Source organism: Treponema denticola (genome assembly GCF_024181405.1).
GTDB lineage: Bacteria > Spirochaetota > Spirochaetia > Treponematales > Treponemataceae > Treponema_B > Treponema_B denticola_D.
Map to the genome: position 1 here is coordinate 1,146,724 of NZ_CP051302.1, position 25,935 is coordinate 1,172,658.

The window sequence follows — 25,935 nt, forward strand, 5'->3', positions numbered from 1 at the left end:
GCCTAAAAAGAAGAGATTTAAAGTGATAGATTGGCGAAGTTAAGATTTTGTAACTCTATATTAGATATAGAGTTATAAAAGTCGGGCAAGGCGGATTTGAACCGCCGACCCCAAGTCCCCCAGACTTGTACGCTAACCAACTGCGCTATTGCCCGTAACGATAGCTATAATATAGTAAAATACAAAAAATGTCAATAGGTCTCTTATAAAAACAGAACACCGAATATTGCTCCGGCTGCAACCAAAACTATAGGATGAAGCTTTTTAAAGAAAATACTTACAAAAAATAAGAACCAAAAGAATACGAACTGTTTTATATGTACAATGTCCGTTATTTTACCGCTTTCTTTAAAAACAGATAAATTTAAAATGGAAATATTTATTACCTGCCAACAGGCTACAGTAATCATGCCGACAGCACCTGCCCTTAAGCCGTAAAAACTTTTTTTTACCAAGGGTTTTTCTTGAAATGATGAAGCAAAGCGGGCTATCAAAACTATAACTACCAGTGATGGAAGAACAATGCCGGTAGTTAAAACGACACTTCCTAAAACACCGTAAAGTTCATAGCCGATATAGGTTGCCATATTAATCCCCATCGGTCCAGGTGTAGATTCTGAAATAGCAACCATTGCAAAAAAATCTTCGGAACTTATGAGCCCGCGGGGAATCAGTTCTTGCTGCATGAGGGTAATAGCAACAAGACCTCCGCCTATAGTACAAAACCCTATGTACATAAACAAAAAAAACAAACCAATCAAACTCATCAGAATTCTTCTCCCTTATTCTTTTTTAAAAGCCGACTTGATTTGATTGTTTGAAAAAGCCATCCGGAAAGGGCCGAGCCGATTACTATCCAGACACCCTGCACCTTAAAAGCAAACATTAGAACAAATGAAAGAGCTGCTATTAAAAATGTACATAGATCGAAAACCGTTTTTTTCCCAAAAGAAAAAACCGCTTTTACCAATAACACGGAAACCGCAACATTTATTCCCTTTAAGGCTTTTTGAACCCAGACTAATTCGTTAAAATTTGAAACAAAGGCGGCTATGAGGCTAATAATTATAAGGGAAGGAAAAACAATTCCGGATGTAGAAAAAATAGAGCCTATCAAACCTCCCCTTTTGTATCCGACAAAGGTGGCAACATTTACCGCTATAACGCCGGGGGTACTCTGCCCTATTGCAAAATAATCTAAAATCTCATCCTCAGTAAGCCACCCCTTCGAATCAACCAAATCTCTTTTTAAGATGGGCAACATGGCAAGACCGCCCCCGAAAGTTACAAGCCCTATCTTAAAAAAACTTGCAAAAAGAGAAGCATAGGTTTTAAAATGATTTGCTTTGTTCATTTTTACATCTTCTTATCGGAAAGATTAGTCTTCAAGAATATTTTTTGAATCAAACCAAACTTTTTCAAGGCTGTAAAAATTACGGGCAGTTTCGCTCATAAGATGCACAACAATACCGCCCAAATCTATAAGCCTCCACTCATCCCCGTCAGGAGATTTACGCTTGGTATGATATTCTTCCAGATTGTGTTCAGGCAAAAATTCGTACACTCTTTTTTCCAAGCCGGCTGAATGAGCAGCGCTTGTTACGGTACAAATCACAAAAAAATCCGTCCAAATATTTTTGTCCCGTAAGTCCAAGACAACAACATTTTCGCCCTTAAAATCACGCAATAATTTTCCAAGCTCCAAGGCCGGAGTATAAAAGTCAAAATTTTCTATCATTAGTTTTTATCCTTATCATTTTCATCGCTATCTTTTTTGTCCTCTTTTTTCTCGACAACAAAAAAGCCGTTAAAATCCGAACCCAAAATCAGGGTAAAGTCAACATTGGTCTCGCTTCCGTATTCCCCTTCGGCCGGAAGCTGCGTAGTCTGAATATTTTTACATCTTATAACCTTTGCAACAATTTTAGCTACAGAAGGGTTTCCGATTCTATCTATCAAAACCGTTTCAGCCACAGGATTCTCGGAGTTGCCTATACTGACAACATCATAGGCAAAGCTTTGATAAAGCTCGGAGGTGCTCTTTGCAAGACCTTGCACATTCGTTCCGTTTAAAATTTCCAAGGCATAGACCCGTTCAAGGGCGGAAGAATCATCGGAAGCCAATACTGCAATTGTTTGGCGGATAATTTCTTTTATCTGCTGACCCTCCCGAAACGGAGTTAAAAGGCGCTTGTCTTCGATAATTCTGACAGCTCCTGTAAGCCTCTGCGGAACCAAACGTTCGGAATCCATCTTGCTTATGGATTCAAGCAAATTTTTTAAATCGGAACCGGCAACATTCGATTTAAAATTACCGCTTAAAACCGAAAACCTTTCCTTAGAAAAAATCTCAGGAGAATTATCGTTTATAGCCCTAAAAAGAGCCAGAACAGCTTTTTGTTTTCTTGCAGCGGACTCTCCTTCAGCATCCAAGTCATCCTCATAAACAAGGAAATCCCTTATTTTATCGCCATCAAGAGAAACGGAACCGGACGGCAAAAGAACATGCGTATTATCGTTCTCTATGTCTACCGGAGAAGGAATAAATACGGAAAGGCCTCCGAGCATATCGGTAAGCATAGAAAAGTTCTCAAGATTACATGTAAGATAAAAGGGCACGGAAATACCTGCAAGTTTTTCTATTTCGGCCTTAAAACTCGATATACCCTTTTCGGTGTAGACGGCTCCTATGGCATCAGTGCGGCCTAAGGATTGAATAATTAAACCTATATTCGCCGGTACATCGAACATAGCAGCCCTTTTCGTTTCAGGATAATAGGCAAGTATACTTATCGAAATCGGAACACCCTTGTCTTCAACCACCAAAAGAACTTTTAAAATCTTATCGGAAGAAAGATAATCTTGAACGGTATCTTTTTGCATTTTTATAAGAACCAAAACAAAGGAGGTAATTAAAACGATAAGAATTACTAAGAGGAATAGAATATTTTTTCCGGTATCCATGAGTTTTATTTTCATTTTTTAAGCTCCTTTTGTATTTGCTCATACATTTTTTTTGTTTCGGGATGAATACTTGCTCCCTTTTTTTTGATATAGGCAAGGTTCCAATCCAAAACTGCAAGCATCAACTCATTAAGAGAAGAAGATTTTACCATATTTCTAAAGTTTTCGGTATCGGGACGGCCCGGTTCTATCTTATCGGCTATGTAAATAATTTTTCCCAAGGCATTTATTCCTTCATAGCCGAAGGTGTGAAAAGCAACAGCTTTTAAAACGGACTCATCATTGATGCCGAATTTTTTTTGTAAAACTATGGCAGAAGCCCTTCCGTGCAAAAGATTTAAGCGGGTCTTTTCGACATTGTCGATTCCAAGCCCGTCAGCTTCTACAAGTTTTACCAGCTCTTCATCGGAACATTTTTTACAGATATCATGAGCAAGGCCTGTAAAATATGCAAGAGCCGGTGATACGCCTTCCTTTTTATACTCTTTTGCAAGATGACGTGCATATTCTGCAACACGCACGGAATGAGCATAGCGGGATTCGGTTAAAACGCTTTTTGCAAAACGATCTATTTCTCGTGTTTTTAATTCAATATCGGAGGTATCCATTAAAGCCGAAACACCTAAAGCTGAAACGCCTTTTTCTTTATAAAGCCCGTGCTCTATAATATAATCGTAAACTCCCTTGGGCACAAGGGAGGAAAAATCTTTATTTTTTAAAACCGCATCTCTGATTTGGGTTGACGAAATATTTAAGATTTCGTTTTTAAGCTCCTTGACGGAAGCCCTTGCCGGTTCGGTATTTAAGGGATCAAAAGAGCTTTTAAGGCCTGTTCTTTTTCCGATAATTATGTCGGTCTTCTTTATAATTTTTTCCGCATCCTTCCAGCGGAAAAAATTCTCTTTTAAATCGTCCCCGATAATTAGACCTATTTTTCCTTCGATATCGGGAAATTTTTGATAAAGATAATTTATCGTATCTATAGTATAAGAAACGCCCTGCTTTTCAATCTCGTAGAGTTCGCAGTACATGTAGGGCTTATCCGCAATAGCAAGGTCTATCATCTTAAGTCTATCTTCAACTTCTGTATCCTTACAAAAAAGTTTAAAAGGAGAAATATAGGCCGGAACAATAGCAATCTTATCATAGGCTAATTCTTTATAAGAGTGAAAAGCTAAATTTAAATGTCCCAGATGTATGGGATTAAAAGAACCGCCTAAGATTGCCAATCTCATTTTTTAGGTTTCCTTTTACGGCTTAGGCTGACCGTTGCTCCAAAGTGTTCATCATCGTTTTTTTCTTCGTAAGAAACATCATCGAGCTCTGCCGTCATAAAATTTTTATTTTGGCCGTATGGGTCAAGACTTTCTTTTTGAGGTTTTGTTTTTTGCATTTCATCGGCCAAGCGGATAAAGGCTTTTTTTACCTCTCCCAAACCCCATTCATTGTAAAGCGAAATACCTAAAATTTCCTGATCGGGGATTGCATTTTTAAGCTCAGTAAATCTTTCTTTTGTATCGGGTAAATCCAATTTTGTGGCAATTATAATTCTTTTCTTTTGAGCCAATTCTTTTGAATAGCTTTCCAATTCTTTACAAAGAATATCGTATGCCCTTAAATAGTTATCGTCTGAAAGGTCTATTAAAAAGGCGAGACCTGCAGAACGGGCTATGTGCTTTAAAAATCTGATGCCTAGTCCTATACCCTCAGAAGCCCCCTCAAGGATTCCCGGTATGTCGGCAATGATGACATCTCTTTCTTCGTCTACACGCAAAACTCCGAGGTTCGGAATTTTGGTGGTAAAGGGATATGGAGCGATTTTAGGCCTTGCATTTGTAAAATAGTCGAGAAGTGAAGATTTTCCTGCGTTGGGAAAACCAACCAAACCTATATCGGCTATTATGTTAAGCTCGACGATTATTTCTCTTGTCTCCCCTTCTTGTCCGGGAAGGGCGGTTTTAGGAGCCTGATTTGTGGAGGTCTTAAAATGACAATTTCCCCAACCGCCGTTTCCACCTTTGAGAAAAACAAAGCGGCCTTCTTCAGCATCTCCAAAATCCAAAATAGTTTTTCCCGTGTCAGGGTCCTTTATAACACAGCCGGGAGGAAGAGGTATTATGCAGTCATCGCCTTTTTTACCGAAACGTTGAGAGCCTTCCCCTCCTCCGCCGTTTTTTGCCTTGTACACTCTTTTATGTCTCAAATGAACCAGAGTTCTCATGTTGCGGCGTATTTCAAAGATGAGGTCTCCGCCTCGGCCGCCGTCCCCTCCCGATGGGCCTCCCATGGGAACATACTTTTCCCGCCTAAAGGCAATACAGCCGTTGCCGCCCTTTCCCGAGGAAACTCTTATTTTAGATTCATCTGCAAATTTTACCATAATTAATCTTTTTTCCTACAAAAAAAGCCGGCAAAAACCGGCTTTCAGATTTATACATTTTAAGCTCGAAGCCAAAATTACTTTGCTTCGATAGATGCAAGTTTTCTACCCTTTCTTTCATGGTAGGTAACTACACCGTCAGCTTTTGCAAATAATGTATAGTCTTTTCCGCAGCCTACATTGTTACCCGGATGGATTGAAGTACCTCTCTGGCGAACCAAAATTGAACCGGCCGATACTTCCGTTCCGCCGTAAACTTTAACACCCAAATATTTAGGATTGGAATCTCTTCCGTTTTTTGCACCGCTGCCGCCCTTTTTACGTGCCATAATAATCCTCCAAAAAAATTATCAAAATCTTACTCTATCTGTAAATCCAAACAATCGGGATATTCGGCTTCAATAGCCATTAAACCTATTGTTAAAAATTCCAGTAAATACTGCAATCTGGGCTTATCATCTCCTGAAAAAGCTGTTATCTTTGCCGAAAGATAGCCCGGATTATCAGCCCGTATTTCGGCCTTTAAGCTTGAACTCTCTTTTTGAGCCGAGCTTAAGCTTAAAACGGCCGTTTTAAGCAAAATGGTAACGGCGGCACAAACTATATTGCCGCCTTTTTCCGGCTTGCCGTCATTATCGCCAAAATCAGCGTGGCCGCTGCCGACGTGGTTGCCTTCTGCGTGGCCTGACGACTCAAAGGCCGAAAAACAGTTTTCAGCATTTGAAAGAAGCCGAATTTTTACCACTTGTCTTATCCGACAATATTGTCAACAGTAATACAGGTATGAGCCTGTCTATGTCCTTGGGTTCTGTGGTAATTCTTTTTAGCCTTATGCTTGTAAACAATAATCTTTCGTTCTCGGAAAGAATCGCCTACGGTTGCAGAAACCTTAGCTCCGCTTACATAGGGAGTTCCTACAGTAACCTTATCTCCATCGCTGATCAAAAGAACGGTGTCAATGTCGATTTTGCTTCCACTTTCTGCAGAAAGCTTATCAACTACGAGCTTTGCTCCTTTTTCAGCCTTATACTGTTTGCCTTTATACTCAATAAGTGCGTACATCTTTATACCTCATAAAAAAAACTTTTGCCGGCATATTAACGGGTTTATACCGAACAAATTTAAACACTAGGGACGAAGTATAGCAAAAAACCGCATAAAATGTCAATAGGCTTGATAAATAATTATGTCTGTGATTTTACACAAAGCCTGCGGGGTGTTTTTTATACCAAGCCCAGCCGTCTTTGCACATTTCTTCAAGGTTATATTTTGCCTTCCAGTTGAGCTCTTTGTTGGCCTTGTCGGGGTTTGCACAAGAACGCGGTACATCTCCGGCACGGCGGGCTGCCGATTTAACGGGAAGATCGATACCGGAGGCTTTTTTAAAGGCGTTTACTATGTCTAAAACCGAATAACCGATTCCTGTTCCGAGGTTATAGACATCAAAGCCCTTAAAACCTGAGGCAATTTTTTCCAGGGCGGCAGTATGTCCCGATGCAAGATCCAAAATGTGGATATAGTCGCGGATACAGGTGCCGTCAGGTGTATCATAGTCGTTTCCGAAGACGTTTAGATGAGGCAGTTTGCCCAAAGCTACTTGAGCGATATATGGGAAAAGGTTATTGGGAATACCGGAAGGCAGTTCCCCTATATCGGCACTTTTATGAGCTCCTATGGGATTAAAATACCGCAAGGCAATAATACTCAAATCCTTATCCGAAAAGGCCGTATCCTTTAAAATTTCTTCGGACATAAGCTTGGTTCTTCCGTAAGGATTTGCAGCAGAAATAGGAGAATTTTCAGGAATGGGGACAACCTTTGCATCTCCGTAGACTGTGGCCGAAGAACTGAATATAAAGTTTTTCACCTTGTGTTCCTGCATGGCAAGCAAAAGATTGACAAGCCCGGAAATATTGTTTTCATAGTATTTTAAGGGCTTTTCTACGGACTCCCCTACGGCCTTATATGCGGCAAGGTGAATTACTGCATCAATAGAGGTACTTTTAAAAAAGTTAAAGAGCTTTTCCTTGTCCTTTATATCTATCTGTACAAGCTCCAATTTTTTAGAGCATATTTTTTCCAATACGGGAATTATTTTAGGTGAAGAATTAGAAAAATTATCCAAAATAATAGGCTCATAGCCTTTTTCGCATAAATCTGCAACGATGTGGGAACCTATAAATCCGGCTCCTCCTGTAACCAATACTCTTTTAATCAAAATTAACCCCTAAAAATTAAACTTACACACTCAAACACAAATAAGGCCTCCTAAAAATAAAACCTTACTTTTAGAAGGCCGATAAAAATTTAAACCTTATTTGCCTGACCAAACGCCGTGAAGATTACAGAATTCGTAAGCTTCAATGACCTTGTCATCTGAAGTTAAGGAGAATTCAACTTCTGGAGCACCTGTAACGGGTAACTCCTTAAATTGAAGGCCTTTTTCCGTTTTGAGGCATACCCAAGCTATATGATGTTCTTCGGTCATAGGATGGGCAACGGAGCCTACTTTGACCTTTACGGTGTTTCCGTTTACTTCGATTACAGGCACATGTTTTTCTTTTGCAGCATCAACACTTCCGATTTTAACGGGTGAAAGTTTTTCACCGCAGCATGAAACCTCAGTATCCGGACAGCAATCAAGCCCGATAATAGTTCCTTTTTTCTCTTTACATAAAAAAAAGCTTATTTCTTTGTTCATTAGTTATACTCCTAAAATTTATAAATTTACAGAATAAAATCCGCAATACACATAATATAACAAAAAAAGGGCTTGACGTAAAGTCAAAAATACGATATTATCTGACTATCTTTAAAGAAATTAAGGGCAATTAGCTCAGTTGGTTAGAGTACAAGCATGACACGCTTGGGGTCACTGGTTCGATTCCAGTATTGCCCAGTTTTGTAAGTCTATATCTAGTATAGACTTACAGGTTTTCAATCCCCTTGGAGACTTCACTTTCTTTTCTCTTTTTGATGGACTGTCGCATAAAATGTCGCATAATTTTTTGTGTTCAGTCATTGATTTTTGGGGAGAAGAATGGCTAAAAAGGAATACCTGCTTTACAGTGCCAGAGGCGGGCGTAATTGTGCAGTCCGGTTCTTAAACACAAAAACCGGAGAATATCTACCGGCAATATCTCTAGGAACTCAAAATAAAAAAGAAGCTGAAAAAATTATCATTCAATGGCTTAAAAATGGGATACCCAGCAAAGGAAGAGTCAATGAAATCGAGATGATGAATTTTATTTTAGCGGCGATCAAAAGCAAAGATTTTAATTTAAACTCGGCATCTGAAGTTTTAACAGCTTTACAAAAAAGAGGTTTTGTAAGACAAAGTGTTAAGGTTCAAGATACAACTACCCCGCTTTTAAGTGATTATATTGTTAGCTTTTGGAATAGAGAATATAGCACCTATGTTAAAGAACGGCTTGCAACCGGTAAAACAATGGGTAGATCTCATTGTCGCAATATGCTCAATACGGCTAAAAAACATATCTTACCGGTATTCGGCAACTTTTATTTATCAGAAATGAATACAGAGATGATAAATGACTTTTTACTTGAATGTCAGGATAATGGTATGGCAGGATCCACAATAAACCATATAGCTCAGTCAATTTGTAAACCTTTAAAATACGCTTATACAAAAAAGATAATTGCACAAAACATAGAAATAGGACTTTTAAAGTTTGCAGAAAAAAGGAAAGAACGGGGCATATTAACTTATAAGGAAGTAAACGAGCTTTTTAGCATAAACTGGAAATGCAAACGCTCTTTTACAGCCTGTCTTTTAGCAAGTCAAACGGGTATGAGAATAGGTGAGATTTTAGCCCTACGAAAAGATGACATAGGCCTTGATAGACTCTTTATCCGTCATTCTTGGTCTGAAGTTGATGGCTTAAAAACAACAAAAACGGGTGAGTCTAGGGTTGTACCTTTAATGCAGGAAACAAGAGAATTATTACTTGCTCTTGCTGAAGATGAAAATAATCTTAACCGTTATTTTGAAAACCCGTATATCTTCTATTCCGGTATTCCCAATGTACCCGTAGATAAAAAGGTCATAAGTAAAAACTTCTATAGAGCCCTAGAGCTTATCGGCATAACCGAAAAAGAGCGGAGGGAACGCAGCATCGTATTTCATTCTTGGCGGCACTATGTAGCGACTTATTTGGCCAACAATGTCAATAAGCGCACCGGAATGAGCATTACCGGCCATAAGAACGAGCGGACTTATGCCGGCTATTCCAGCCATGAAACAGATGATGAGTTTAACGAGAAGAAGGAGGCTTTAAGAAGTTTAGCAGACTATAAGCCTAAAATAAAAAATGAGAATATCAAATTTTCATAGAGATTTTTATAAAAAGGTGAAAATCTCATTTTAAATGTGAATTTTTCATAAAAAAATGATTCTTTTTGAAAAAACACTTGACAAAATGTTGAAAGTGTGCTATTCTATAGAAGATGACAGAGCTGGTCATCAATTCAAAATCTAGGCTTTAAGGATAGAATAATATGAAAAATTTAAAAGATTTAACACTTGTTAAAGAGACAGAAAGAGCTTATTGTTTTAAAGGCTTTGAAGAGACGACATTCTGGTGTCCGAAGTGTTGGTTCAAAGATGATTTTTTAAAAGAAGAAAAAGAGATTGAGTTTAAAGCCAATCGTCGATTGGCTTTTGAGAAAACTCGCTTTGATCTAAGAGGTGTTTTTTTAAAAATCGAAGAAACCGAAAAAGCTGTTAAGTTAGCAACAACGCTCACTCTCTTCAATAAAGACATGACAGAGGTTGCTAGGACTTTCTGGTGTCCAAAGTCTTGCTTGAATAATTTTGATTTTTTATACAAAAAAATAGAAGAAGTTAAAGCAACATTAAGTTGCCGTTCAAGCAATCCTCTTGATAAGTTGATGGACTCTATCGTCTACGAAGACGACGAACTTTAAGATTTAAGCCGCCTATGTTGGCGGCTTTGTAAGGAGAAAGATATGGAAATTAAAAAAATAGAACTTTATGAAGGCCGATTTTTCGGCGTGCGTGATGAAAAAAAAGGAGATGAATACCTCGATTTTTTCACAACTTATGATGAAGCATTGCGAAGTGCTGACTATCAGTGGTGTCACATGACTGATTATGACAAGCGGAAAAACCGCCGGATGAGTGTGTTTGTCAGCAACACAGCTAAATGGCCGGACACTTACGATGAGCTATGCTCAAGCGATGATGATTTTATTGAAGTTAAAAACAGAGATGAACTCACAGCTTTTTATAAAATGCAAAGCAATGAAGAAGAGTTTGCAAAAGAGCAAAAAAAAGCGCTTGCCGAAAAGGCCTTGTTTGAGCAAAAAGAAAGACATCGCCGTGAAATGGAAAAGCAAAATGCTCTTATGGCGGCTTTGAAAAACTCAACCGACATCGAAAAATGTATATGGTGGAGAGATCATGACTTTCCACACCCGTCCGGAGACGAGATTGTCAGAATTAAAAAAGAAACCGGCCTAAGCTGGACGGAATTTAAATACTTTTTGAAAAATCTTTAATAATATAAAAGGCCGCAAAGTATAACTTGCAGCCTTTGTTTTTATCAAAAAACACAATCTTGCAATCTTAATTGTAAATAGCAATCTTTAACCATCATTTGAGACAAATCAGGATGATGTTTAGCTTCTTTTAAAGAAAAAATATCTGTAATTATTTGCACACCTCTTATATTTTCGGTTAAAACTAAAACATTACCCTGTTTACCTTCAACCTTCACTATATCTTTCAATTTTCGTAAAATGTGCTTACTTTCGTAAGAAACTCTACGGCCTTCATTATTTACTATTGCCATAATTTATTCCCTATTTCTGTGCATCCATGCAATCACCCTACCCTCTGTATTCAAGACTCACTAATACAAATCATCTTTTATATCTTATAGTTAATTGCTTTTTAAAAAATTAAATAGTTTTAACATAATTTTTAAAGCATTTTTTTCTTCATCTTTTATATCTTCATCAGAGTAATATTTTTTTCCATAAAACCTTATTAAGGCATTTTTAGAATTGGCTATATTATTTAAAACACTTAAATCTTCCTTATCTATATCTACCGAAGTATAGCTTTCTTCAATGAAGCGAGATAAAACCTCTCTATCAAAATCTAACAAATGTGACTCCCATTTAAAATCATCTGCAACAACTTTATAATATGATATAAAAAGCCAATCATATGCCATATATCTAACAGTAAAGTTAAATTTAGGGATTCCATTTTCAATAATAATATATGGATTTAAAGTATTAAAATTTTTAAAATTAACTGAAATTTTCCACTTATTATCCACTTTGTCTTCATTTAATATTAAATCTATTTCTGACTCTATGTCTACAAGTAATTCGGATAATCCTTTCTTGTTTTTAAAAATATTACATATATCTCTAATTCTTTTTAATGTTGAATGATTTATAAATTGATTATTATTTAATATGTATTGATAGTTAGTTTTACTAGTAATAATTACTGTTGAATTAGGTACAATGGGTTCTTCTTTAAATGAAATATTCTTAATATGAACTGATAAAGGAATAATTGAATCATATAAAACTTTATCTTTGTAATAACTATCGTAAGATAAATTTTCATATTTACTGTTGTTGTATGATTGTTTTTCTACAACAAAAAAATATTCTTCTCCATTTTCTAAAACAATGGGATAATAAAAATATTTAAGAGTAATACTTGATGTATTTATTGGTTCTTTTGTCAAAAAAAAAACCTCTCTTCCCTACATATTTTTTATAAGGAAGTGTAATTTTATCTGTATAATCATCTATATTCCGTCTTTTTAGTGCAAATAGTCCATAATCTTTTTCTTTTTCATTGGGTTCTAAACTTCTAAAAATAAACTCTTCTCTACCATTAGGATTATAGACAAAATTTTTTTTAGGGGTTTCAGGTCTTGATAAACAACCGAAACATGTTACAAATATTATTGTTAAATAAAAAACAATCCATTTTTTTTCCATTATTTTTGTCTCCTTAATGAATAGTATTTTATATCATTTGCTAAGTATTTTCAATAATAAAAAATAGCAATTCCGGCATTTTTCTCTTTAAAACATCTTAACACACCCAATTACATGGGCTATAGTTAGTATTGATTGCTTAGGGATTAACGTATCTCCTGCATATTCGGGGTTTATAGACCTTAGAATAAGGGTATCGGGGGTTCTACCTTGATATAGCTTTTTAATCGTACATAGATTATTTGCAGTCTCATCAGTTACGACAAGATAGATTTCACCCCAAAGAATTACATCGGGGTTGTTGATTTTTTTTACCAAAATCATATCGCCTGATGATATTTCCGGAGCCATCGAGTCGCCCGATACTCTACAGGCTATAGAGCCTTTAAAATGCGGAATGTCAAGCCAATAAGCAGGGGCAGAATGAGGCGTATCCGTGAATATCTCGGAGATATGAGCCGTAACATCTATATCATAGAAAGGGATTAGATCTTTTTTTTCTGCTTCGGCCGCATTTTTTACTATCGGCATCTTATCTTTTAAATACATACTACCGATACCGTTTTTAAGCCATTCTATATTAAAGCCCATTTCTTGAAGTTTAATGTATACATCAGATTGTATAGGTTTGATACCTTTTTCATAATATGACCAAAGTGATTGAGTTTTGTCAAATTTCCTTGCCATTTCAAGCTGATTAAGTCCTAAAGCCTGTCTAATTTCTTTTAATCTTATATTTTCCATAAAAAAAGCCTCTTTTTATGACTTTTTTATAACTTTTGTCATAAAAAGACTTGACAAAATATAACTAAAGTCATATAATATGACTATAACGATACAAAAACAGTATATCAATACTGATAAAAAAATCGTTAGTTCTTCTTTATCGGCATAAAGAGGATGAAAATTGAGAGCCGCCGTATAAGTTCGTCGCAACATTTGTACGGCCGCTTTTGGCTAAAAAGCCCAAGAGGGAGTTGCGACATTATCCTTTCTTGGGCTTTTTTGTATCCGTTCATTATTATAGCGGATTTTTCGAGGAAAAGAAAGTGATAAACATCAAGGGGATTGATTATTACAGGATTGACGAAGCCGCCGAAAAAATGGGCGTTTCTATTTCTTTTCTATATAAACAGAGGAGAGATGGAACTATAGGGAGTATTCAGGTTGACAGGGTTATATGGATTAACTCTGAACAAATAGAAGAATTTTTCAATCGATACAAAGTAGTTGCAAAGACTACCTACTCGATTGTAGAAAAAGAAAATGAAATTGGAGGTTAGAGGTATGGCAGAAAAAACAAAACAAGTCGATTCAGTCCAGCTTTTAGCAGACATAAAAAAATGCTGTGAAAAGCACGGATTGTATCTAGCTGCTTTAAGGTTTAGCGATGAGATAGATATTAAAAAACTGCCTCCGTTTCAATATGTAAAAATTGAAATACTGGGAGGCTATAGAATGGGAGAAACTGAAGATAAAAAAGAAAGTTAGAAAATTATCTGGCAGTTCCTGTTCCCATAGCTGTGCGGAGTCCATGATCCAATTCGGATTGTGGTGGATCTAGTTTTGCAATAATTAAGCCGGAAATTGCAAAGAGATTATCAATAACACTTTCCGGCGAGGCGTTAGGCTCTGTTCCTAGCGTAATTTGATTTGATTGGACTAACTGTAAAGCTATATCTATAGCTTTAAGTTGTAGTTCTTGAGTAGTCATTTTGAAATGCTCCTTATCCTTGATTTTTATAATTATCGGTAGGGAGAAGATAAAGATAAATACATAATGGTTAGCTCCATTCTTTTAATGATACTCTGTTTCGGCGAGGTTGTTAGGGGTTCGAGGGAAGGGAAAATTGAGTGCAGGTGTTGCAATTTGCTTTTTTTAAAAGAGCAAAATATAACATCTGTAACTCCTTATATTTGGTGCAATGGATTACTTAAAAAACGGTTTGCCGTTCCTTGTTTTGGGTAGGCTATCTTCCCCTACCCTTTTCAAGGTTTTATTAAAAAGCCATTTTTGCATACTGCTCTAAATAAAGGCTCATAAGTATCTCGCTAAAAAAAGAAGTTGCACGGGGACTTCTTTTCTTAGGGCAGATTATCTTCCTCCGAAAAGAAAGTCTGCCTTGAGTTTTTCTTTTTATTTGTGGGTTAATAATTTAATAATATTTTACTTAATCACTTTTTTTTCTATATGATTTTATACCAAAACCTAAGCCAAGGCCACCTAAGAATGATACGGTGATTTTTAAGACTTCTTTATATAAAGGTTCGTTTTTAGATGCTAGATATATTGTAAGCCAAACAAAAAGAGCTATGCATCCTGATACAAGTAAAAGATTGCGTATTTGAATAAAAATATTAAATATAAACTCTCTTTTATCGGTTGTATCGGTTTTGTCTATAATTTTATCTATATGATCTTCAGTTATTTTATCTGATATGTTATCAAAAAATTTTGAAGAGCGAGAGCTGATTTGTTGAGTGCTTAAAATTCCAAGTGAAAATTGTTGTAGGGCGTGTTTTATCTCTGGTGGTGCATTATCGATTGCTTCACTAAAAAGGTTATCTTCATTTTCAGGAACTTCTATTTTATTCTGTTTTGATTTTATAGGTTTTGTTTCTTTTGCTTTTATTTCGTTTTTCATTTAAAAATACCCCAAATTGATTTTTCCAAATAATTGACGATATTATCGGTTATTTCATTTTCGATTAATTTTGAAATATACAAAGATGTACAATCGCGAAAAAGAGATTTAATTGTTGCATCATCAAAACATGATTTTTTTGATAAATATTTCAAGGATTTTATAATATTGTTGTAGTTGGATATATCCTTATCCATATACATAGAACAATTATTAAGCATAATGTTATAGTTGAGTATTGCTTGAGCTTCCTTGTGTTTTTCTATGAGTTGGTTTTTCATCATCAACCCCTTATCCTTTGGTACTATTTAGATTATACCCAATTTCAAGGTATTTATCAAGTGTATTAGGGCGTTTTTAGCCTGTTTTAGCCGTTTTTAGATGCTATCCAAATCCCGAATAACATTCAATAGGTCGTCCTTGATTTTATTGATTTTTTCCCTATTATCCGGCATTTTGCCAGTTATAAGGTACTCTACCGACACGCCGAAAAACTCGGCAATACGCAATACATCATCGGCTCTAGGAAGATTACCGGCTTGACGCATTGAAAAATATGTACTTTTGGCATTAAAAGATAAGCCATTTATCGACATCAAGTCATCAAGTGATTTTTTATCTTCTTTTAGTAAGTCTTTTATTCTTTCATAAAATGCGTTTACATCTATATTCATATTGAAAATATCGGATAAAGTGCGAAAAAACATAATAAAAAGTAAAAAAAAATATAAAAAAATACAAAAATATTACGATTTTTCGTAATAAATACTTGACAATATTCCGAAAATATGTATTATATAAATATAAGCAATACGAAAAATCATATTGCTGATTATCAAAGAGCTTTTAATAAGTCTTACTTGACCTACTTATTAAAGGCTTTTAGCCAAAAATCTAGGCGGTTGGAAAGGTCAAGTTCCAGCCGCCTTTTTTTTAAGGTTTTAGAAAAAAACCTAAAGGATTAAGGAAGATGAAATACTTTACAAAAAAAATGACATTAGAAGAAGTTAAGGCAGCATATAGGAAAGCTGCTATGCAACTTCATCCTGACAGAGGTGGAAACACCGAAGCAATGCAGGAATTGAACAGCGAATTTGAAATCGCTTTCGCATTAGCTCAGAGGTTGCAATTTACTGAAAAAGGCGATAATACAACAGAGACCGCCGATAACTACCGCCGACAGTTTTACACCGCAAACGGCTGGCAAGGTGAACGCTATGACCGCAGTCTTTCAATAAAAGACATTACTAAGTTAATCCGTGAATATGTTAAAAATGCTCATCCGGCATACCGCTTTTCAATCACATCAGACATAGACAGCATCACAATCGCTTTAACCGAATATCCGGTTGAGTTGACCAATAGCGACCTGATGTTGAATTACTATCACACAAACTATCACCAAAGACGGTCGTATATTCCGTCAAAAGGCAATATCGAAACCGACAGTATGACTCAATCAGACATTGAAGAATGGATTAACTATCAAGTAGAAACGGCAAATTGTGAGAAAAAGTTTAGCAAATCCGACACGTGGATAAATCCGGTTGTATACGAAGTTCTGCAAGATGTTAAAAACTTCATGAACTCATACAACTACGATGACACTGACTCAATGTCGGATTATTTCGATAGAAACTTTTACGACTATATGGAAATTGGCAGAGATGGAAAACCTGCTAAATTGGTAGAACGCACGACTCGTACTTCTAAAAAAGAAAAAGAGGCAGAGAGACTTACAGCATAAATAAAACACGCCGCCTAGTGAAAAGCTAGGCGGTAAATAAAAAGGATTAAGGAAGATGACAGATTTAGAAAAAATGGCACTTGAGATTTTAAAAAATGCTGAAAAGCAAGCAGAAAAAAAAGCCAAAGAAAAAGAACAGCTTATCGCAGGCTTTGGCTATGCAAAAGCAATCAATGCAACGGCAAAAAAAGTATTGCAAGCTTTAGAGTCTAAAATGGTAGACGGCTATGCAAAGATAAGCAACACGCAAGGCTTTATGCCTGTTATCGTAGAACAAATCGCAGATGACAAAATCTCAGTAGCACACTACTATGAGCAGAACGGAGATTTAATGGCGGATCCGGAAGTGGTTTTCTTAAAAAAAGAATTTTCATACGGCACCGAGTATTACCCTATCTATGAAAAAATGGACGGCTTAGGCTTATCAAAAGACTTAATCACCTTTGATGATAGTGGCAAAGTTGAAAAGGTTTTTAAAACACAAAAAGATACAACCGTCTTTTGCAATGTTTGGCTCAAAAATATTAAGCAACAGCAAAAAATAGCAGCATAAATTAAACACGCCGCCTAGCCTTTTGACTAGGCGGTAAATTAAGGAGATTGAAAATGAAAAGCGTTAAAAGAGCACAAATATTTACAAGTTACAACGATGACAAAAAATTAGAAAGAGATGTTGATGATTTTTTAATGACATCAGAGAAATATGGATTTTCAATTATTGATATTAAATATCAAGTATCATCGACACCGACAAAAGACATCTTCTCTTGTATGATTTATTTTACAGAGCTTGTATAGAAGTAAAAAAATGTTAGCAATGCAGTATCAAGAAATAGAAATATCTACCTACGAAGGCGAGATAATCAGCACCTTATCGGACGGCCGAAAGGTTAAGCAACCTTTTGAATGGTCTATTGAAAATGGAGAGCTGGAAGTCGAGTATTCCGAAGACATAAGCGACATGGACATCATCGGCATAGATAGGGAATACACAGATGAGGAATTAACAGCTCTTGATACTTGCATTGTTGAAAAGAGCGAGCTTGAGTATCGAATACTGGAAAGCGATGACTACAAAGAAGCGTTAGAAGAATACAAGGCGAGCCGTAATATCTATTCATATTACGGCGTATCGCCTAGAGATTTTTTTCAAAATAAATAGGAGGTAAAAAATGAGGGGAAAGGTTTATTTAAAAAACAGGCAGGCTGCGGCCTTGTATAGCTATGCAGTAGGAAAAGCAATCAATGACAAATTAACAGTCGGCGATATGGAATGGGCTGTAAAGCATCGTGATGGTTTTTCAATCTTCAGATGTAAAACATTCGGAGACTTTGTATCGCTTAACAATATTGAAATTATCGATGATTGCACTTGTGATTGTAATAATTGCAAGTGTAAAAAATAATAAGGATTAAGGAGTGAATTATGGCAGTAATTGTATTGGTTATTGGAGAAAGTGGAACCGGTAAATCTACGAGTTTACGGAACTTCAAAAAAGGCGAGGCTTCGATAGTAAATGTATCAAAAAAGCCCCTTCCTTTTAAAAATGATTTGGCGATGTTAAAAAGCGACAACTACAAAGAGATTGAAACAATCTTAAAAAGAGCGAATTCAAAAAGCATAATTATTGATGACGCTCAATATTTAATGGCTTTTGAATACATGCATCGAGCAAAAGAAAAAGGTTTTGAAAAGTTTACAGACATCGGAAGTAATTTTTTCAATCTGACAGAAACGGCAATCAATTTACCTGATGATAAGATTGTATATTTTCTTTCACATATTGAAAAAACAAAAGACGGCACAGAAAAATGCAAAACAATTGGGCAGTTGCTGGACGAAAAAATCACAGTAGAAGGCTTATTTTCTATAGTCTTAAAAACTGTTGTAACTTTAGATGGTAACAATCAACGGCAATTTTGTTTTGCAACAATCAACAACGGAAGCGACACGGTAAAAACACCTATGGGTATGTTTGAAAATGCTTTAATACCGAATGACTTAAAAGCAGTTGATACAGTGATCCGTGAATATTACGGATTACCTAAAAATGATATAACACAAATACAAAGAGGAGAAAATCAAAATGCCGGTAACTCAATCATGGACTTTGCAAGATAAAGACTTTTTCTTCGATCCTGTTTGGCATACATACAAACTTAACGGCCGTATTATTCCGTCTGTTACAAAAATAATTCGTACTGTAACGGCTCAAGACTTATCGCATATACCGCCTGATGTTTTGAAAAGAGCAGCAGACAGAGGAACGGCAATACATAAGGAAATAGAAACAGGGGTAATAAGCTCAATCGAGGCAAACTGGATTGAAAAACAAATTAACCGCAATAATTGTGTTTTTGAAAAAATGTTTTATTGCGAGTACGACAATTTTACATTTGCCGGAACGGCCGACATAATCGGCATAGATACCGTCTATGACATAAAAACACAAAACGAGTCGGATATTTTTATGTGGATGTTGCAATTAAACCTTTATAATCTTTTTTTAAAAAAGAGTATTTAAAGGTTTTACACACTCCCAAAAGCGGTAATTACAAAGTATTTGACATTCCGCATTTAACGGAAAATCAAATAAAGCAAATTATATTTGCTTATCAAAACAATCAAACAATAGGAGATGATTTTATGAAAGATTTAGAAGTTATAGAAAATGTGAGAGATGTAGAACCTATTAAGCTGGAATTGGAAATTTACAAGCAAAACATAGGGGAGCTTACGACTAACGCTGAAAAATTAAAAGCACAGGTAGAAAAACAATTACATTTTTATAAGGCAGAAAATTACAGCCCTGATACTATTGACAATGCAAAGAAAGATAAAGCGGAATTAAACAAGGCCGCAAAAATGCTGAACGACAAACGCATTGAAATAGAAAGACAGTTTATGAAGCCTATCGATGATTTTAAAAACACAATAAATGAAACGGTAGCCTTGATAAAAACAGCATCGGGCGAAATTGATCTCATTGTAAAAGCAGTTGAAAATAAAGAAAAGGAAGCAAAAAAAACTATCATTGTTGAATACTTCAATTCTCTTAATTTTGAGCTTATCGGAATTGATAAAATCTTCAATGATAAATGGCTTAATAAAACGGCTAAAATCGAAGATACGAAAAAAGAAATCCTTGAAAAAATCGACAAAATAAAAAGCGATTTAAACGTTCTTGAGCGTATCGGAGAAACGGAGGCTAGGGATTTTTATCTTTCAACTCTTAACCTTGATGCTGCATTAGCTAAGGCTGATGAAATAAAGGCAAACCGTGAACGACTTGCAAAACTAGAAGCAGAAAAAAAAGATATCGAAGAAAAAAAGAAAAAAGACTACCAAGAGTTAAGCCGTTTATGCTCCGGTGATATTGCTAAGGTTAGTGAAATTGAGGCCTGTAAAATATACAACGACTTAAACGGAGATATGGAAGCTACACTTAATGAACTCGCTAGACTTAATGAAGAAAGAGAAAAGCCACAAGAAATAGGGAAAGAAGATACTGAAAGTGAGCCTATAACATCAACAGCAAGTGAAAGAATATACACAGTTGATTTTACAGCTATGGGAACGGAAGCTCAATTAAAAGAACTTCAATCATTTATGGATAAAATCGATATAAAATATCAGTTTAAAAAATAAGGAGATATAAAATGGCATTTGGTGAACACTTTAGAATTGATGAAAATTACGGTGGAAGTAATTTTAAAGCTGGAGAATGGGATTGTACAATAGTCAAAGCTGAGGAAAAGACATCTCAATCCGGCAATGAAATGGTTGTTTTGGATTTTGATATTCCTGAACAAGGGCAGCTAAAATATTATCTGGTTGATGACAAATCAAGTGAAGAAGCGTGGATAAGAACTAATCAAAATATTACCCGCTTTTTTGATTGTTTTAATATTCAACGAGGTAATTTTAAAATATCATCTTGGATCGGTGCAAGAGGTAAAATTGCCATTGATAAGGGAGACCCTACCCCTTCGGGCAAACAGTATTTTGAAGTAAAAAGATTGATTGTTGAAAACAACAAGCAGTCTCAAAACAATCAAGGTTACGGCAGACAAAATACACCGCCTCAAAACGGATATGGAAGCCGTCCGGTTCAAAACGCAGAGTCTGCCTATGTACCGCAAAATCAAAGAGGACAACAGAATAACAGACAAGGAAACCCGTATAATCTGCCGCCTGTCAATAACGGGTTAGATAATATACCGTTTTAATTAAATTGATATAATCCGTTCTTTACCGTGCAAGAGCGGATTATATCTTACAGCATAATTCTTTCAAAGGGAGGGAGAATTGTACACAATAGGCACGGTTTCAGAAAAAACGGGTTATCAAAAAGCGGCTATCCGTTATTTTGCACGCAAAAAAAGATTAAAAAAAGAACTGATTGATAACCGCTTAACATATATTTTTACTGACGATGATTATTTTTCTTTTTTGAATTATCGCAAGAGTATGGAAATGAAAAAAGAAAAAAACAACTACTATGATAAAAAACTAAAGGATTTAATAAGAATGTTGAAAGATGCAGGATCCAACGGAATTGAAAGATTGAAATTACAAAAGATGTTAAACATTACAAGTGATAGTTTTTCAAAATTACTTGTTAAGGCTTCTTATTATCCTATCGGCGAGGATAGTAGAATTGACAATAAAATTTATTGGGTGGGGTAAGATTATGACAGAATTAAAAGGATTACTTGAGAATAAACCTTGTTTCATTGTACTTGAAAAACCGCAGCTGATGTTTTCAATTATACAGCAAGACGGCGAAAGAATAAAAGTAAAATATTCAGGAAGCAAAGCAAAAGAGCTAAAAGATAAACTCAAAGGCTCTTATGTAAAAATATGCGGAAGATATATCAGCGATAAAATATTTATAGCTGAGAATATAGTAAAACTTTAAAGGATTAAGGGGTAAACAAAATGACTTATGATGAGTTTTTAAGAAGTAAAATTGCAATAGCACGGGATAGCGGATTTAATATTGAATTATCCGAAATAAATAACATTTTAAAACCGCACCAAAAAGATGCCGTAAGATGGGCTATTCACGGAGGCTGCCGTGCAATATTTGCAAGTTTCGGACTTGGAAAAACAGTAATACAGCTTGAAATTTTACGGCTTATCTTGCAAAAAGAAGGCGGTAAGGCTTTAATTGTTACCCCCTTAAATATTGTAGATGAGTTTTTCAATGATGCAGAAAAACTATTAAATAATCTGCCTTTACAATATGTAAAAAATCAAGAAGACATTGATAATTCCACGGCTTCCATTTTAATAACAAATTATGAAAGAGTAAGAGACGGGAATATAAACCTCAATACATTTACGGCCTGTAGTTTAGACGAGGCCTCCGTATTGCGTTCTTACGGCTCGAAAACATATCAAGAGTTTTTGCCTAGGTTTAAAGATGTAAAATATAAGTTTGTTGCAACTGCAACGCCCTCCCCTAACAAATATAAAGAGCTTATCCACTATGCTGCCTTTTTAGGCGTAATGGATTCGGGACAAAGTCTCACACGTTTTTTCAAAAGGGATAGTACAAAGGCAAATAAACTTACCATATATCCGCATAAAGAAAAAGAGTTTTGGGCTTGGGTATCAAGCTGGGGATTATTTATCACAAAACCTTCAGATGTTAATCCTTCATATTCTGATGAAGGATATGACTTACCGGATTTAAAAATTATATATCATAAAGTAGAAGCAGATCACAGCACTGCCGGAAGTGAAGATGACGGCCAAATTAAAATGTTTAGAGATGCTGCTATGGGATTAAAAGAAGCGGCAAAAGAAAAGCATGATAGTATTCCGGTGCGTGTTAATAAAACACTCGAAATATTAAAAAACAATCCCGATGAGCATTTTATTCTTTGGCATAACTTAGAGGCTGAAAGATATGCTCTTCAAAAGGCCGTACCGCAAGCCGGTTTTGTATTCGGTTCACAGGATATAGAAAAAAATGTTGAAATTACAAGACAATTTAAAAACGGCGCATTGCAGTACCTTGCAACAAAACCCGATATATCGGCTCAAGGCGGAAACATGCAATACCATTGCCATAAGTGTATATTTGTCGGTATTGATTATAAATTCAATGATTTTATTCAAGCCGTTCACCGCATATACCGCTTCCAGCAGAATTACCCTGTTGAGGTTCATATAATTTATACCGAAAGCGAGCAGGCTATATTAAAAGCTCTGGAAGAAAAATGGGAGCAGCATAGACACCTTGTATTACAAATGACGGAGATTGTAAAAAAATATGGCCTATCATCTGTAAATATTACAGAAAAGTTAGCTCGTACAATCGGAGTTGAAAGAAAAGTTATAGAGGGTAAAAGTTTTAAGGCTGTATTAAACGATAACTGTATCGAAATACCAACAGTTCAAGATAATTCTGTAGACCTTATAATGACTTCAATTCCTTTTAGTAATCATTATGAATACACGCCGACATATAACGACTTCGGGCATAATGAAGATAACGATAAGTTTTTTGAACAGATGGATTTTTTAACACCGCATTTATTGCGAGTTTTAAAACCCGGTAGAGTTGCTGCTATACATGTTAAAGATAGGATTTTATTCGGCAATGCTACAGGATATGGTATGCCTACTTTAGATCCATTTAGCGATATGACTGTTTTTCACTTTATGAAACACGGATTTAAGTATATGGGGCGTATTGTAATTACTACCGATGTCGTTCGAGAAAATAATCAAACCTATAGACTCGGATGGACTGAACAATGTAAGGACGGTTCAAAAATGGGTGTCGGATGTCCTGAATATATTTTACTTTTTAGAAAACTTCCAACAGATACAACAAGAGCTTATGCCGATGTTCCGGTAAAAAAGACAAAAGAAGAATACGGCCGTGGGCAATGGCAGATAGATGCTCACGCATACTGGAGATCTAGCGGTAATAGACTTGTTTCACTAGAAGAACTAAAAGAATCCCCCGTATCCGATATGCAAAAACTATATTTTATGTATTCAAAACAAAACATATATGATTACAATGAGCATATCAAACTTGCAGAAGAATTGGATAAAGCAAGAAAACTCCCCGCTTCTTTTTCGGTAATAAGTGTATCATCAAATAGCGATTATGTGTGGGATGATATAAACCGTATGCACACCTTAAATAGCGAGCAGTCAAGAAAAGAACTTAATATGCACATTTGTCCCTTGCAAATAGATACGGTTGAAAGAATTATCGAACGTTACTCAAACAAAGGCGATGTAGTTTATGATCCATTTGCAGGGCTTTTTACAGTGCCTTATATCGCTGTTAAAAAAGGCAGATACGGCATTGGACATGAATTAAATGAAATATCTTTTAATGACGGTATTATCTACTTAAAAGAAGCAGATATGGAAAAGAACGCTCCGACATTATTTGATTTAGATGATTTTAAAATAGCGAATTAGGGAGGTTGAGGAAATGAAACAAATTTATCTATGCGGAGCTATAACTAAAAATCCAAATTACAAAATGGATTTTGAAAATGCACGCAAAAAACTTATTGAAGCAGGGTTCGTCGTAATATCCCCAGTGATATTTTGCAAAGAAGACTGGAGTTGGAATAAATGTATAAGAAAATGTCTTGAAATTATTGCAAGAAATGAAAACTTATCAATCGCATTGATTGAAAGTGAACATGAGTCTGCAGGTCGAGATTTAGAGCTATCAATAGCTCAAGCTCTAGGACTTGAAATAAAGACTGTTAATGAATGGGTGGAAGCAAGAAAATGACAATCAACGAATTAGTACAAAATGCCTATGAAAATGCAAAAGAAAAAGGCTTTTACGATAACCGGAACAATCAAAACATAGGCTGCCTTTTAATGCAGATAGTAAGTGAGTTATCAGAAGCAATGGAGGCTCATAGACAGGGAAAGTATATGTCTTTTGTTTCGCTTCCTCCTAATTTTACTTTACCGAAAATGGACGAAATAAAAGATACTTTCGAGGTTGAAATAGCAGATGCCTTTATCCGTTTAGCCAGTCTTTGCGGATATTTGAATATTGATATTGAAAAATTTATCAATGCAAAAATGGAATACAACAAATTGCGTGAACCTTTACATGGGAAAAAATATTAAGGAAATAATTTATGGCAGTACAACGGTATATATCATCGTCCTTTTGGAGCGATGATTGGGTTGATAGTTTAACAGGTTTAGAAAAACTTCTCTATATGTATTTACTCACAAATGAATGTACTTCAATTTGCGGGGTTTATAAAATCACAATAAAGAGAATAAAAGATGATACAGGTATTCCAAGAGAAGAAGTTATACGAATGCTCAATATTTTTGCAAAAGCAAAAAAGGCTTTTTACTTTGAAGAATATATAATCTTGCCTAAATGGTTAAAGCATCAAAATATAAACAGCCCGAAAGTAAAACTAGGTACAGTTCGCTCTTTAAGGGCTTTACCTAAAAATATCATCAATTTTTTAAGAGAAGAAAATCATTTTTACTACAACATAGATGATTTTTTAATTGAAAAATCGGAGCCCAAGAAAAACGAAGTACCTGACAATAAAACTATACCATATCCCAAAAACGAGATACCATATACCGAAAATGCAGAAAAAGCTGATACCGTATGCCAAAAAACGGATACCGTATACCCAAAAGACGGAAATTCGGACGACAACTTTAACTCTAACTTAAACCCTAACTCTAACTTATCTAACTTATCTAGCTTAGATATATTACCTAACCTAGAAAGAGGTGGGCAATCAGAAAATCCACAGACGGCGGACGAGCCGCCTGAGCAGGCAGAGCCTGCCCCTTTTTCTGAAATTTCAAAACTTGAAAAAAAGCGTAAATGTTTTGTAAAACCGACTATCCCTGAAATTGCAAGTTATTGCAATGAGCGAAAAAACGGGATAGACCCTGTAGCTTTTTATAACTTTTACGAGAGCAAAGACTGGTATGTCGGCAAAAACAAGATGAAAAACTGGAAAGCCTGCGTTCATACTTGGGAGCAACGGCAGCAGGATTTTAAAAAACAGCATCCGCCTTTTACACAAAACGACTTTTCACAGCAAGACTTTTCGGAAAGCTCGATACCTGAAACCTTGCGTTCAAAACAAAAAATCGAGATAGACATCGGCGAGGCTTTAGAAAGCGTTATGTTTTAGGGGGTGAA

The 25,935-nt window shown here is 35.7% G+C and carries 39 protein-coding genes and 2 tRNA genes; 21 read left to right on the forward strand and 20 right to left on the reverse strand.

Going from position 1 to position 25,935, the window contains the following annotated elements; all coding sequences use genetic code 11:
- Positions 1-81: 81 nt before the first annotated feature.
- The 12 genes from HGJ18_RS05365 to HGJ18_RS05420 all read right to left on the reverse strand — a co-directional run bounded on the left by HGJ18_RS05365 (position 82) and on the right by HGJ18_RS05420 (position 8,045).
- Positions 82-155 (reverse strand) — tRNA-Pro (locus tag HGJ18_RS05365).
- Positions 156-203: 48 nt separating this feature from the next.
- Complete coding sequence (locus HGJ18_RS05370) at positions 204-767, reverse strand: chromate transporter (RefSeq protein WP_002669456.1); 564 nt, start codon at positions 765-767, stop codon at positions 204-206.
- Positions 767-1,354 carry a chromate transporter gene (locus HGJ18_RS05375; protein ID WP_253698056.1) on the reverse strand — a complete coding sequence of 196 codons (588 nt, stop codon included), beginning with the start codon at positions 1,352-1,354 and terminating at the stop codon, positions 767-769. Before HGJ18_RS05375 ends, HGJ18_RS05370 begins: the two co-directional genes overlap by 1 nt.
- A gap of 24 nt (positions 1,355-1,378) precedes the next feature.
- A complete protein-coding gene (gene rsfS, locus HGJ18_RS05380; protein WP_253698057.1) occupies positions 1,379-1,738 on the reverse strand; it encodes a ribosome silencing factor in 360 nt (119 codons plus the stop codon).
- A complete protein-coding gene (locus HGJ18_RS05385) occupies positions 1,738-2,979 on the reverse strand; it encodes an LCP family protein (protein ID WP_253698058.1) in 1,242 nt (413 codons plus the stop codon). The genes rsfS and HGJ18_RS05385 overlap by 1 nt, the downstream gene beginning before the upstream one ends.
- The gene (locus HGJ18_RS05390) at positions 2,976-4,199 is read right to left on the reverse strand and encodes a nicotinate-nucleotide adenylyltransferase (RefSeq protein WP_253698059.1); all 1,224 of its coding nucleotides are present in this window, start codon (positions 4,197-4,199) and stop codon (positions 2,976-2,978) included. Before HGJ18_RS05390 ends, HGJ18_RS05385 begins: the two co-directional genes overlap by 4 nt.
- Positions 4,196-5,344 carry a GTPase ObgE gene (gene obgE, locus HGJ18_RS05395; protein ID WP_253698060.1) on the reverse strand — a complete coding sequence of 383 codons (1,149 nt, stop codon included), beginning with the start codon at positions 5,342-5,344 and terminating at the stop codon, positions 4,196-4,198. The genes HGJ18_RS05390 and obgE overlap by 4 nt, the downstream gene beginning before the upstream one ends.
- 77 nt (positions 5,345-5,421) lie before the next feature.
- Positions 5,422-5,673: a 50S ribosomal protein L27 gene (gene rpmA / locus HGJ18_RS05400; RefSeq protein ID WP_002669471.1), complete on the reverse strand. Its 252-nt coding sequence runs from the start codon at positions 5,671-5,673 to the stop codon at positions 5,422-5,424.
- 29 nt (positions 5,674-5,702) lie between these two features.
- Positions 5,703-6,089, reverse strand: a complete 387-nt coding sequence (locus HGJ18_RS05405; RefSeq protein ID WP_253698061.1) for a ribosomal-processing cysteine protease Prp — start codon at positions 6,087-6,089, stop codon at positions 5,703-5,705.
- Positions 6,090-6,094: 5 nt separating this feature from the next.
- Positions 6,095-6,406, reverse strand: a complete 312-nt coding sequence (gene rplU / locus HGJ18_RS05410; protein ID WP_002669481.1) for a 50S ribosomal protein L21 — start codon at positions 6,404-6,406, stop codon at positions 6,095-6,097.
- 136 nt (positions 6,407-6,542) lie between these two features.
- Positions 6,543-7,562 carry a UDP-glucose 4-epimerase GalE gene (gene galE, locus HGJ18_RS05415; protein WP_253698062.1) on the reverse strand — a complete coding sequence of 340 codons (1,020 nt, stop codon included), beginning with the start codon at positions 7,560-7,562 and terminating at the stop codon, positions 6,543-6,545.
- A 96-nt stretch (positions 7,563-7,658) separates the two neighbouring features.
- Complete coding sequence (locus HGJ18_RS05420; protein WP_253698063.1) at positions 7,659-8,045, reverse strand: desulfoferrodoxin family protein; 387 nt, start codon at positions 8,043-8,045, stop codon at positions 7,659-7,661.
- Between the two features lie 124 nt (positions 8,046-8,169).
- On the opposite strand from HGJ18_RS05420, the gene HGJ18_RS05425 reads away from it, so the two are divergent.
- From HGJ18_RS05425 to HGJ18_RS05440, 4 genes are all read left to right on the forward strand, one after another.
- Positions 8,170-8,243, forward strand: a tRNA-Val gene (locus tag HGJ18_RS05425).
- 141 nt (positions 8,244-8,384) lie between these two features.
- A complete protein-coding gene (locus tag HGJ18_RS05430) occupies positions 8,385-9,698 on the forward strand; it encodes a tyrosine-type recombinase/integrase (RefSeq protein ID WP_253698064.1) in 1,314 nt (437 codons plus the stop codon).
- 164 nt (positions 9,699-9,862) lie between these two features.
- Positions 9,863-10,291 carry a hypothetical protein gene (locus tag HGJ18_RS05435; RefSeq protein ID WP_253698065.1) on the forward strand — a complete coding sequence of 143 codons (429 nt, stop codon included), beginning with the start codon at positions 9,863-9,865 and terminating at the stop codon, positions 10,289-10,291.
- A 42-nt stretch (positions 10,292-10,333) separates the two neighbouring features.
- Positions 10,334-10,885 carry a hypothetical protein gene (locus tag HGJ18_RS05440; protein WP_253698066.1) on the forward strand — a complete coding sequence of 184 codons (552 nt, stop codon included), beginning with the start codon at positions 10,334-10,336 and terminating at the stop codon, positions 10,883-10,885.
- A 44-nt stretch (positions 10,886-10,929) separates the two neighbouring features.
- Here the strand turns inward: HGJ18_RS05440 and HGJ18_RS05445 are convergent, their stop codons facing one another.
- The 4 genes from HGJ18_RS05445 to HGJ18_RS05460 form a co-directional block, all read right to left on the reverse strand.
- Positions 10,930-11,178 (reverse strand): hypothetical protein, encoded by a 249-nt coding sequence (locus HGJ18_RS05445; RefSeq protein ID WP_253698067.1) that lies wholly within the window; start codon positions 11,176-11,178, stop codon positions 10,930-10,932.
- 90 nt (positions 11,179-11,268) lie between these two features.
- Positions 11,269-12,096, reverse strand: a complete 828-nt coding sequence (locus HGJ18_RS05450; protein ID WP_253698068.1) for a hypothetical protein — start codon at positions 12,094-12,096, stop codon at positions 11,269-11,271.
- Complete coding sequence (locus HGJ18_RS05455; protein WP_253698069.1) at positions 12,056-12,355, reverse strand: hypothetical protein; 300 nt, start codon at positions 12,353-12,355, stop codon at positions 12,056-12,058. Before HGJ18_RS05455 ends, HGJ18_RS05450 begins: the two co-directional genes overlap by 41 nt.
- A gap of 87 nt (positions 12,356-12,442) precedes the next feature.
- The gene (locus HGJ18_RS05460; protein ID WP_253698070.1) at positions 12,443-13,099 is read right to left on the reverse strand and encodes a LexA family transcriptional regulator; all 657 of its coding nucleotides are present in this window, start codon (positions 13,097-13,099) and stop codon (positions 12,443-12,445) included.
- Positions 13,100-13,404: 305 nt separating this feature from the next.
- On the opposite strand from HGJ18_RS05460, the gene HGJ18_RS05465 reads away from it, so the two are divergent.
- Together HGJ18_RS05465 and HGJ18_RS05470 are read left to right on the forward strand one after the other, a co-directional pair.
- A complete protein-coding gene (locus HGJ18_RS05465) occupies positions 13,405-13,638 on the forward strand; it encodes a helix-turn-helix domain-containing protein (RefSeq protein ID WP_253698071.1) in 234 nt (77 codons plus the stop codon).
- Between the two features lie 4 nt (positions 13,639-13,642).
- Positions 13,643-13,846: a hypothetical protein gene (locus HGJ18_RS05470; RefSeq protein ID WP_253698072.1), complete on the forward strand. Its 204-nt coding sequence runs from the start codon at positions 13,643-13,645 to the stop codon at positions 13,844-13,846.
- A 4-nt stretch (positions 13,847-13,850) separates the two neighbouring features.
- Here HGJ18_RS05470 and HGJ18_RS05475 read toward each other — a convergent pair whose 3' ends face one another.
- The 4 genes from HGJ18_RS05475 to HGJ18_RS05490 form a co-directional block, all read right to left on the reverse strand.
- The gene (locus tag HGJ18_RS05475) at positions 13,851-14,069 is read right to left on the reverse strand and encodes a hypothetical protein (RefSeq protein WP_253698073.1); all 219 of its coding nucleotides are present in this window, start codon (positions 14,067-14,069) and stop codon (positions 13,851-13,853) included.
- A 457-nt stretch (positions 14,070-14,526) separates the two neighbouring features.
- Entirely contained in the window at positions 14,527-15,000 is a 474-nt protein-coding gene (locus HGJ18_RS05480; protein ID WP_253698074.1) for a hypothetical protein, read from the reverse strand.
- Complete coding sequence (locus HGJ18_RS05485) at positions 14,997-15,284, reverse strand: hypothetical protein (protein ID WP_253698075.1); 288 nt, start codon at positions 15,282-15,284, stop codon at positions 14,997-14,999. The genes HGJ18_RS05480 and HGJ18_RS05485 overlap by 4 nt, the downstream gene beginning before the upstream one ends.
- Positions 15,285-15,377: 93 nt before the next feature.
- On the reverse strand, positions 15,378-15,674 hold the full coding sequence (locus HGJ18_RS05490) for a helix-turn-helix domain-containing protein (RefSeq protein WP_253698076.1): 297 nt from the start codon (positions 15,672-15,674) through the stop codon (positions 15,378-15,380).
- Positions 15,675-15,970: 296 nt separating this feature from the next.
- Between HGJ18_RS05490 and HGJ18_RS05495 the strand changes: the two genes are divergently transcribed.
- The 15 genes from HGJ18_RS05495 (at position 15,971) to HGJ18_RS05565 (ending at position 25,927) form a co-directional block, all read left to right on the forward strand.
- Positions 15,971-16,747, forward strand: a complete 777-nt coding sequence (locus tag HGJ18_RS05495; protein WP_253698077.1) for an LPD29 domain-containing protein — start codon at positions 15,971-15,973, stop codon at positions 16,745-16,747.
- A gap of 55 nt (positions 16,748-16,802) precedes the next feature.
- A complete protein-coding gene (locus tag HGJ18_RS05500; RefSeq protein ID WP_253698078.1) occupies positions 16,803-17,300 on the forward strand; it encodes a DUF6908 domain-containing protein in 498 nt (165 codons plus the stop codon).
- A gap of 53 nt (positions 17,301-17,353) precedes the next feature.
- Positions 17,354-17,545, forward strand: coding sequence for a hypothetical protein (locus tag HGJ18_RS05505; protein WP_253698079.1), 192 nt, complete (start codon positions 17,354-17,356; stop codon positions 17,543-17,545).
- Positions 17,546-17,555: 10 nt separating this feature from the next.
- Complete coding sequence (locus HGJ18_RS05510; protein WP_253698080.1) at positions 17,556-17,909, forward strand: hypothetical protein; 354 nt, start codon at positions 17,556-17,558, stop codon at positions 17,907-17,909.
- Between the two features lie 10 nt (positions 17,910-17,919).
- The gene (locus HGJ18_RS05515; RefSeq protein WP_010697652.1) at positions 17,920-18,153 is read left to right on the forward strand and encodes a hypothetical protein; all 234 of its coding nucleotides are present in this window, start codon (positions 17,920-17,922) and stop codon (positions 18,151-18,153) included.
- 20 nt (positions 18,154-18,173) lie between these two features.
- Positions 18,174-18,869: a DEAD/DEAH box helicase family protein gene (locus HGJ18_RS05520; protein ID WP_253698081.1), complete on the forward strand. Its 696-nt coding sequence runs from the start codon at positions 18,174-18,176 to the stop codon at positions 18,867-18,869.
- Positions 18,835-19,272, forward strand: a complete 438-nt coding sequence (locus HGJ18_RS05525) for a hypothetical protein (protein ID WP_253698082.1) — start codon at positions 18,835-18,837, stop codon at positions 19,270-19,272. The genes HGJ18_RS05520 and HGJ18_RS05525 overlap by 35 nt, the downstream gene beginning before the upstream one ends.
- Positions 19,273-19,394: 122 nt before the next feature.
- Positions 19,395-20,396: a DUF1351 domain-containing protein gene (locus HGJ18_RS05530; RefSeq protein ID WP_253698083.1), complete on the forward strand. Its 1,002-nt coding sequence runs from the start codon at positions 19,395-19,397 to the stop codon at positions 20,394-20,396.
- Positions 20,397-20,407: 11 nt separating this feature from the next.
- Positions 20,408-20,977 carry a DUF669 domain-containing protein gene (locus HGJ18_RS05535; RefSeq protein WP_253698084.1) on the forward strand — a complete coding sequence of 190 codons (570 nt, stop codon included), beginning with the start codon at positions 20,408-20,410 and terminating at the stop codon, positions 20,975-20,977.
- A gap of 79 nt (positions 20,978-21,056) precedes the next feature.
- A complete protein-coding gene (locus HGJ18_RS05540; protein WP_253698085.1) occupies positions 21,057-21,437 on the forward strand; it encodes a hypothetical protein in 381 nt (126 codons plus the stop codon).
- A gap of 4 nt (positions 21,438-21,441) precedes the next feature.
- Positions 21,442-21,669, forward strand: a complete 228-nt coding sequence (locus tag HGJ18_RS05545; RefSeq protein ID WP_253698086.1) for a hypothetical protein — start codon at positions 21,442-21,444, stop codon at positions 21,667-21,669.
- Between the two features lie 20 nt (positions 21,670-21,689).
- Positions 21,690-24,203 carry a DNA methyltransferase gene (locus tag HGJ18_RS05550; protein WP_253698087.1) on the forward strand — a complete coding sequence of 838 codons (2,514 nt, stop codon included), beginning with the start codon at positions 21,690-21,692 and terminating at the stop codon, positions 24,201-24,203.
- Between the two features lie 13 nt (positions 24,204-24,216).
- A complete protein-coding gene (locus HGJ18_RS05555; protein WP_253698088.1) occupies positions 24,217-24,528 on the forward strand; it encodes a DUF4406 domain-containing protein in 312 nt (103 codons plus the stop codon).
- On the forward strand, positions 24,525-24,878 hold the full coding sequence (locus HGJ18_RS05560; RefSeq protein ID WP_253698089.1) for a nucleoside triphosphate pyrophosphohydrolase family protein: 354 nt from the start codon (positions 24,525-24,527) through the stop codon (positions 24,876-24,878). The genes HGJ18_RS05555 and HGJ18_RS05560 overlap by 4 nt, the downstream gene beginning before the upstream one ends.
- A gap of 11 nt (positions 24,879-24,889) precedes the next feature.
- Positions 24,890-25,927: a hypothetical protein gene (locus tag HGJ18_RS05565; protein ID WP_253698090.1), complete on the forward strand. Its 1,038-nt coding sequence runs from the start codon at positions 24,890-24,892 to the stop codon at positions 25,925-25,927.
- Positions 25,928-25,935 lie beyond the last annotated feature (8 nt).

Excerpts from the sequence above, each read along its gene's own strand:
- HGJ18_RS05455 (WP_253698069.1), bottom strand. The coding sequence starts at position 12,355 with ATGGAAAAAAAATGGATTGTTTTTTATTTAACAATAATATTTGTAACA.
- rplU (WP_002669481.1), bottom strand. The coding sequence starts at position 6,406 with ATGTACGCACTTATTGAGTATAAAGGCAAACAGTATAAGGCTGAAAAA.
- rsfS (WP_253698057.1), bottom strand. The coding sequence starts at position 1,738 with ATGATAGAAAATTTTGACTTTTATACTCCGGCCTTGGAGCTTGGAAAA.
- HGJ18_RS05460 (WP_253698070.1), bottom strand. The coding sequence starts at position 13,099 with ATGGAAAATATAAGATTAAAAGAAATTAGACAGGCTTTAGGACTTAAT.
- HGJ18_RS05375 (WP_253698056.1), bottom strand. The coding sequence starts at position 1,354 with ATGAACAAAGCAAATCATTTTAAAACCTATGCTTCTCTTTTTGCAAGT.
- HGJ18_RS05515 (WP_010697652.1), top strand. The coding sequence starts at position 17,920 with ATGAGGGGAAAGGTTTATTTAAAAAACAGGCAGGCTGCGGCCTTGTAT.
- HGJ18_RS05485 (WP_253698075.1), bottom strand. The coding sequence starts at position 15,284 with ATGATGAAAAACCAACTCATAGAAAAACACAAGGAAGCTCAAGCAATA.
- HGJ18_RS05530 (WP_253698083.1), top strand. The coding sequence starts at position 19,395 with ATGAAAGATTTAGAAGTTATAGAAAATGTGAGAGATGTAGAACCTATT.
- HGJ18_RS05385 (WP_253698058.1), bottom strand. The coding sequence starts at position 2,979 with ATGAAAATAAAACTCATGGATACCGGAAAAAATATTCTATTCCTCTTA.
- HGJ18_RS05500 (WP_253698078.1), top strand. The coding sequence starts at position 16,803 with ATGACAGATTTAGAAAAAATGGCACTTGAGATTTTAAAAAATGCTGAA.
- HGJ18_RS05510 (WP_253698080.1), top strand. The coding sequence starts at position 17,556 with ATGTTAGCAATGCAGTATCAAGAAATAGAAATATCTACCTACGAAGGC.
- HGJ18_RS05535 (WP_253698084.1), top strand. The coding sequence starts at position 20,408 with ATGGCATTTGGTGAACACTTTAGAATTGATGAAAATTACGGTGGAAGT.
- HGJ18_RS05430 (WP_253698064.1), top strand. The coding sequence starts at position 8,385 with ATGGCTAAAAAGGAATACCTGCTTTACAGTGCCAGAGGCGGGCGTAAT.
- HGJ18_RS05470 (WP_253698072.1), top strand. The coding sequence starts at position 13,643 with ATGGCAGAAAAAACAAAACAAGTCGATTCAGTCCAGCTTTTAGCAGAC.
- HGJ18_RS05420 (WP_253698063.1), bottom strand. The coding sequence starts at position 8,045 with ATGAACAAAGAAATAAGCTTTTTTTTATGTAAAGAGAAAAAAGGAACT.
- HGJ18_RS05560 (WP_253698089.1), top strand. The coding sequence starts at position 24,525 with ATGACAATCAACGAATTAGTACAAAATGCCTATGAAAATGCAAAAGAA.
- HGJ18_RS05550 (WP_253698087.1), top strand. The coding sequence starts at position 21,690 with ATGACTTATGATGAGTTTTTAAGAAGTAAAATTGCAATAGCACGGGAT.
- HGJ18_RS05505 (WP_253698079.1), top strand. The coding sequence starts at position 17,354 with ATGAAAAGCGTTAAAAGAGCACAAATATTTACAAGTTACAACGATGAC.
- HGJ18_RS05435 (WP_253698065.1), top strand. The coding sequence starts at position 9,863 with ATGAAAAATTTAAAAGATTTAACACTTGTTAAAGAGACAGAAAGAGCT.
- HGJ18_RS05545 (WP_253698086.1), top strand. The coding sequence starts at position 21,442 with ATGACAGAATTAAAAGGATTACTTGAGAATAAACCTTGTTTCATTGTA.
- HGJ18_RS05440 (WP_253698066.1), top strand. The coding sequence starts at position 10,334 with ATGGAAATTAAAAAAATAGAACTTTATGAAGGCCGATTTTTCGGCGTG.
- HGJ18_RS05475 (WP_253698073.1), bottom strand. The coding sequence starts at position 14,069 with ATGACTACTCAAGAACTACAACTTAAAGCTATAGATATAGCTTTACAG.
- HGJ18_RS05490 (WP_253698076.1), bottom strand. The coding sequence starts at position 15,674 with ATGAATATAGATGTAAACGCATTTTATGAAAGAATAAAAGACTTACTA.
- rpmA (WP_002669471.1), bottom strand. The coding sequence starts at position 5,673 with ATGGCACGTAAAAAGGGCGGCAGCGGTGCAAAAAACGGAAGAGATTCC.
- HGJ18_RS05445 (WP_253698067.1), bottom strand. The coding sequence starts at position 11,178 with ATGGCAATAGTAAATAATGAAGGCCGTAGAGTTTCTTACGAAAGTAAG.
- HGJ18_RS05495 (WP_253698077.1), top strand. The coding sequence starts at position 15,971 with ATGAAATACTTTACAAAAAAAATGACATTAGAAGAAGTTAAGGCAGCA.
- HGJ18_RS05520 (WP_253698081.1), top strand. The coding sequence starts at position 18,174 with ATGGCAGTAATTGTATTGGTTATTGGAGAAAGTGGAACCGGTAAATCT.
- HGJ18_RS05390 (WP_253698059.1), bottom strand. The coding sequence starts at position 4,199 with ATGAGATTGGCAATCTTAGGCGGTTCTTTTAATCCCATACATCTGGGA.
- HGJ18_RS05370 (WP_002669456.1), bottom strand. The coding sequence starts at position 767 with ATGAGTTTGATTGGTTTGTTTTTTTTGTTTATGTACATAGGGTTTTGT.
- HGJ18_RS05525 (WP_253698082.1), top strand. The coding sequence starts at position 18,835 with ATGCCGGTAACTCAATCATGGACTTTGCAAGATAAAGACTTTTTCTTC.
- obgE (WP_253698060.1), bottom strand. The coding sequence starts at position 5,344 with ATGGTAAAATTTGCAGATGAATCTAAAATAAGAGTTTCCTCGGGAAAG.
- HGJ18_RS05480 (WP_253698074.1), bottom strand. The coding sequence starts at position 15,000 with ATGAAAAACGAAATAAAAGCAAAAGAAACAAAACCTATAAAATCAAAA.
- HGJ18_RS05565 (WP_253698090.1), top strand. The coding sequence starts at position 24,890 with ATGGCAGTACAACGGTATATATCATCGTCCTTTTGGAGCGATGATTGG.
- HGJ18_RS05555 (WP_253698088.1), top strand. The coding sequence starts at position 24,217 with ATGAAACAAATTTATCTATGCGGAGCTATAACTAAAAATCCAAATTAC.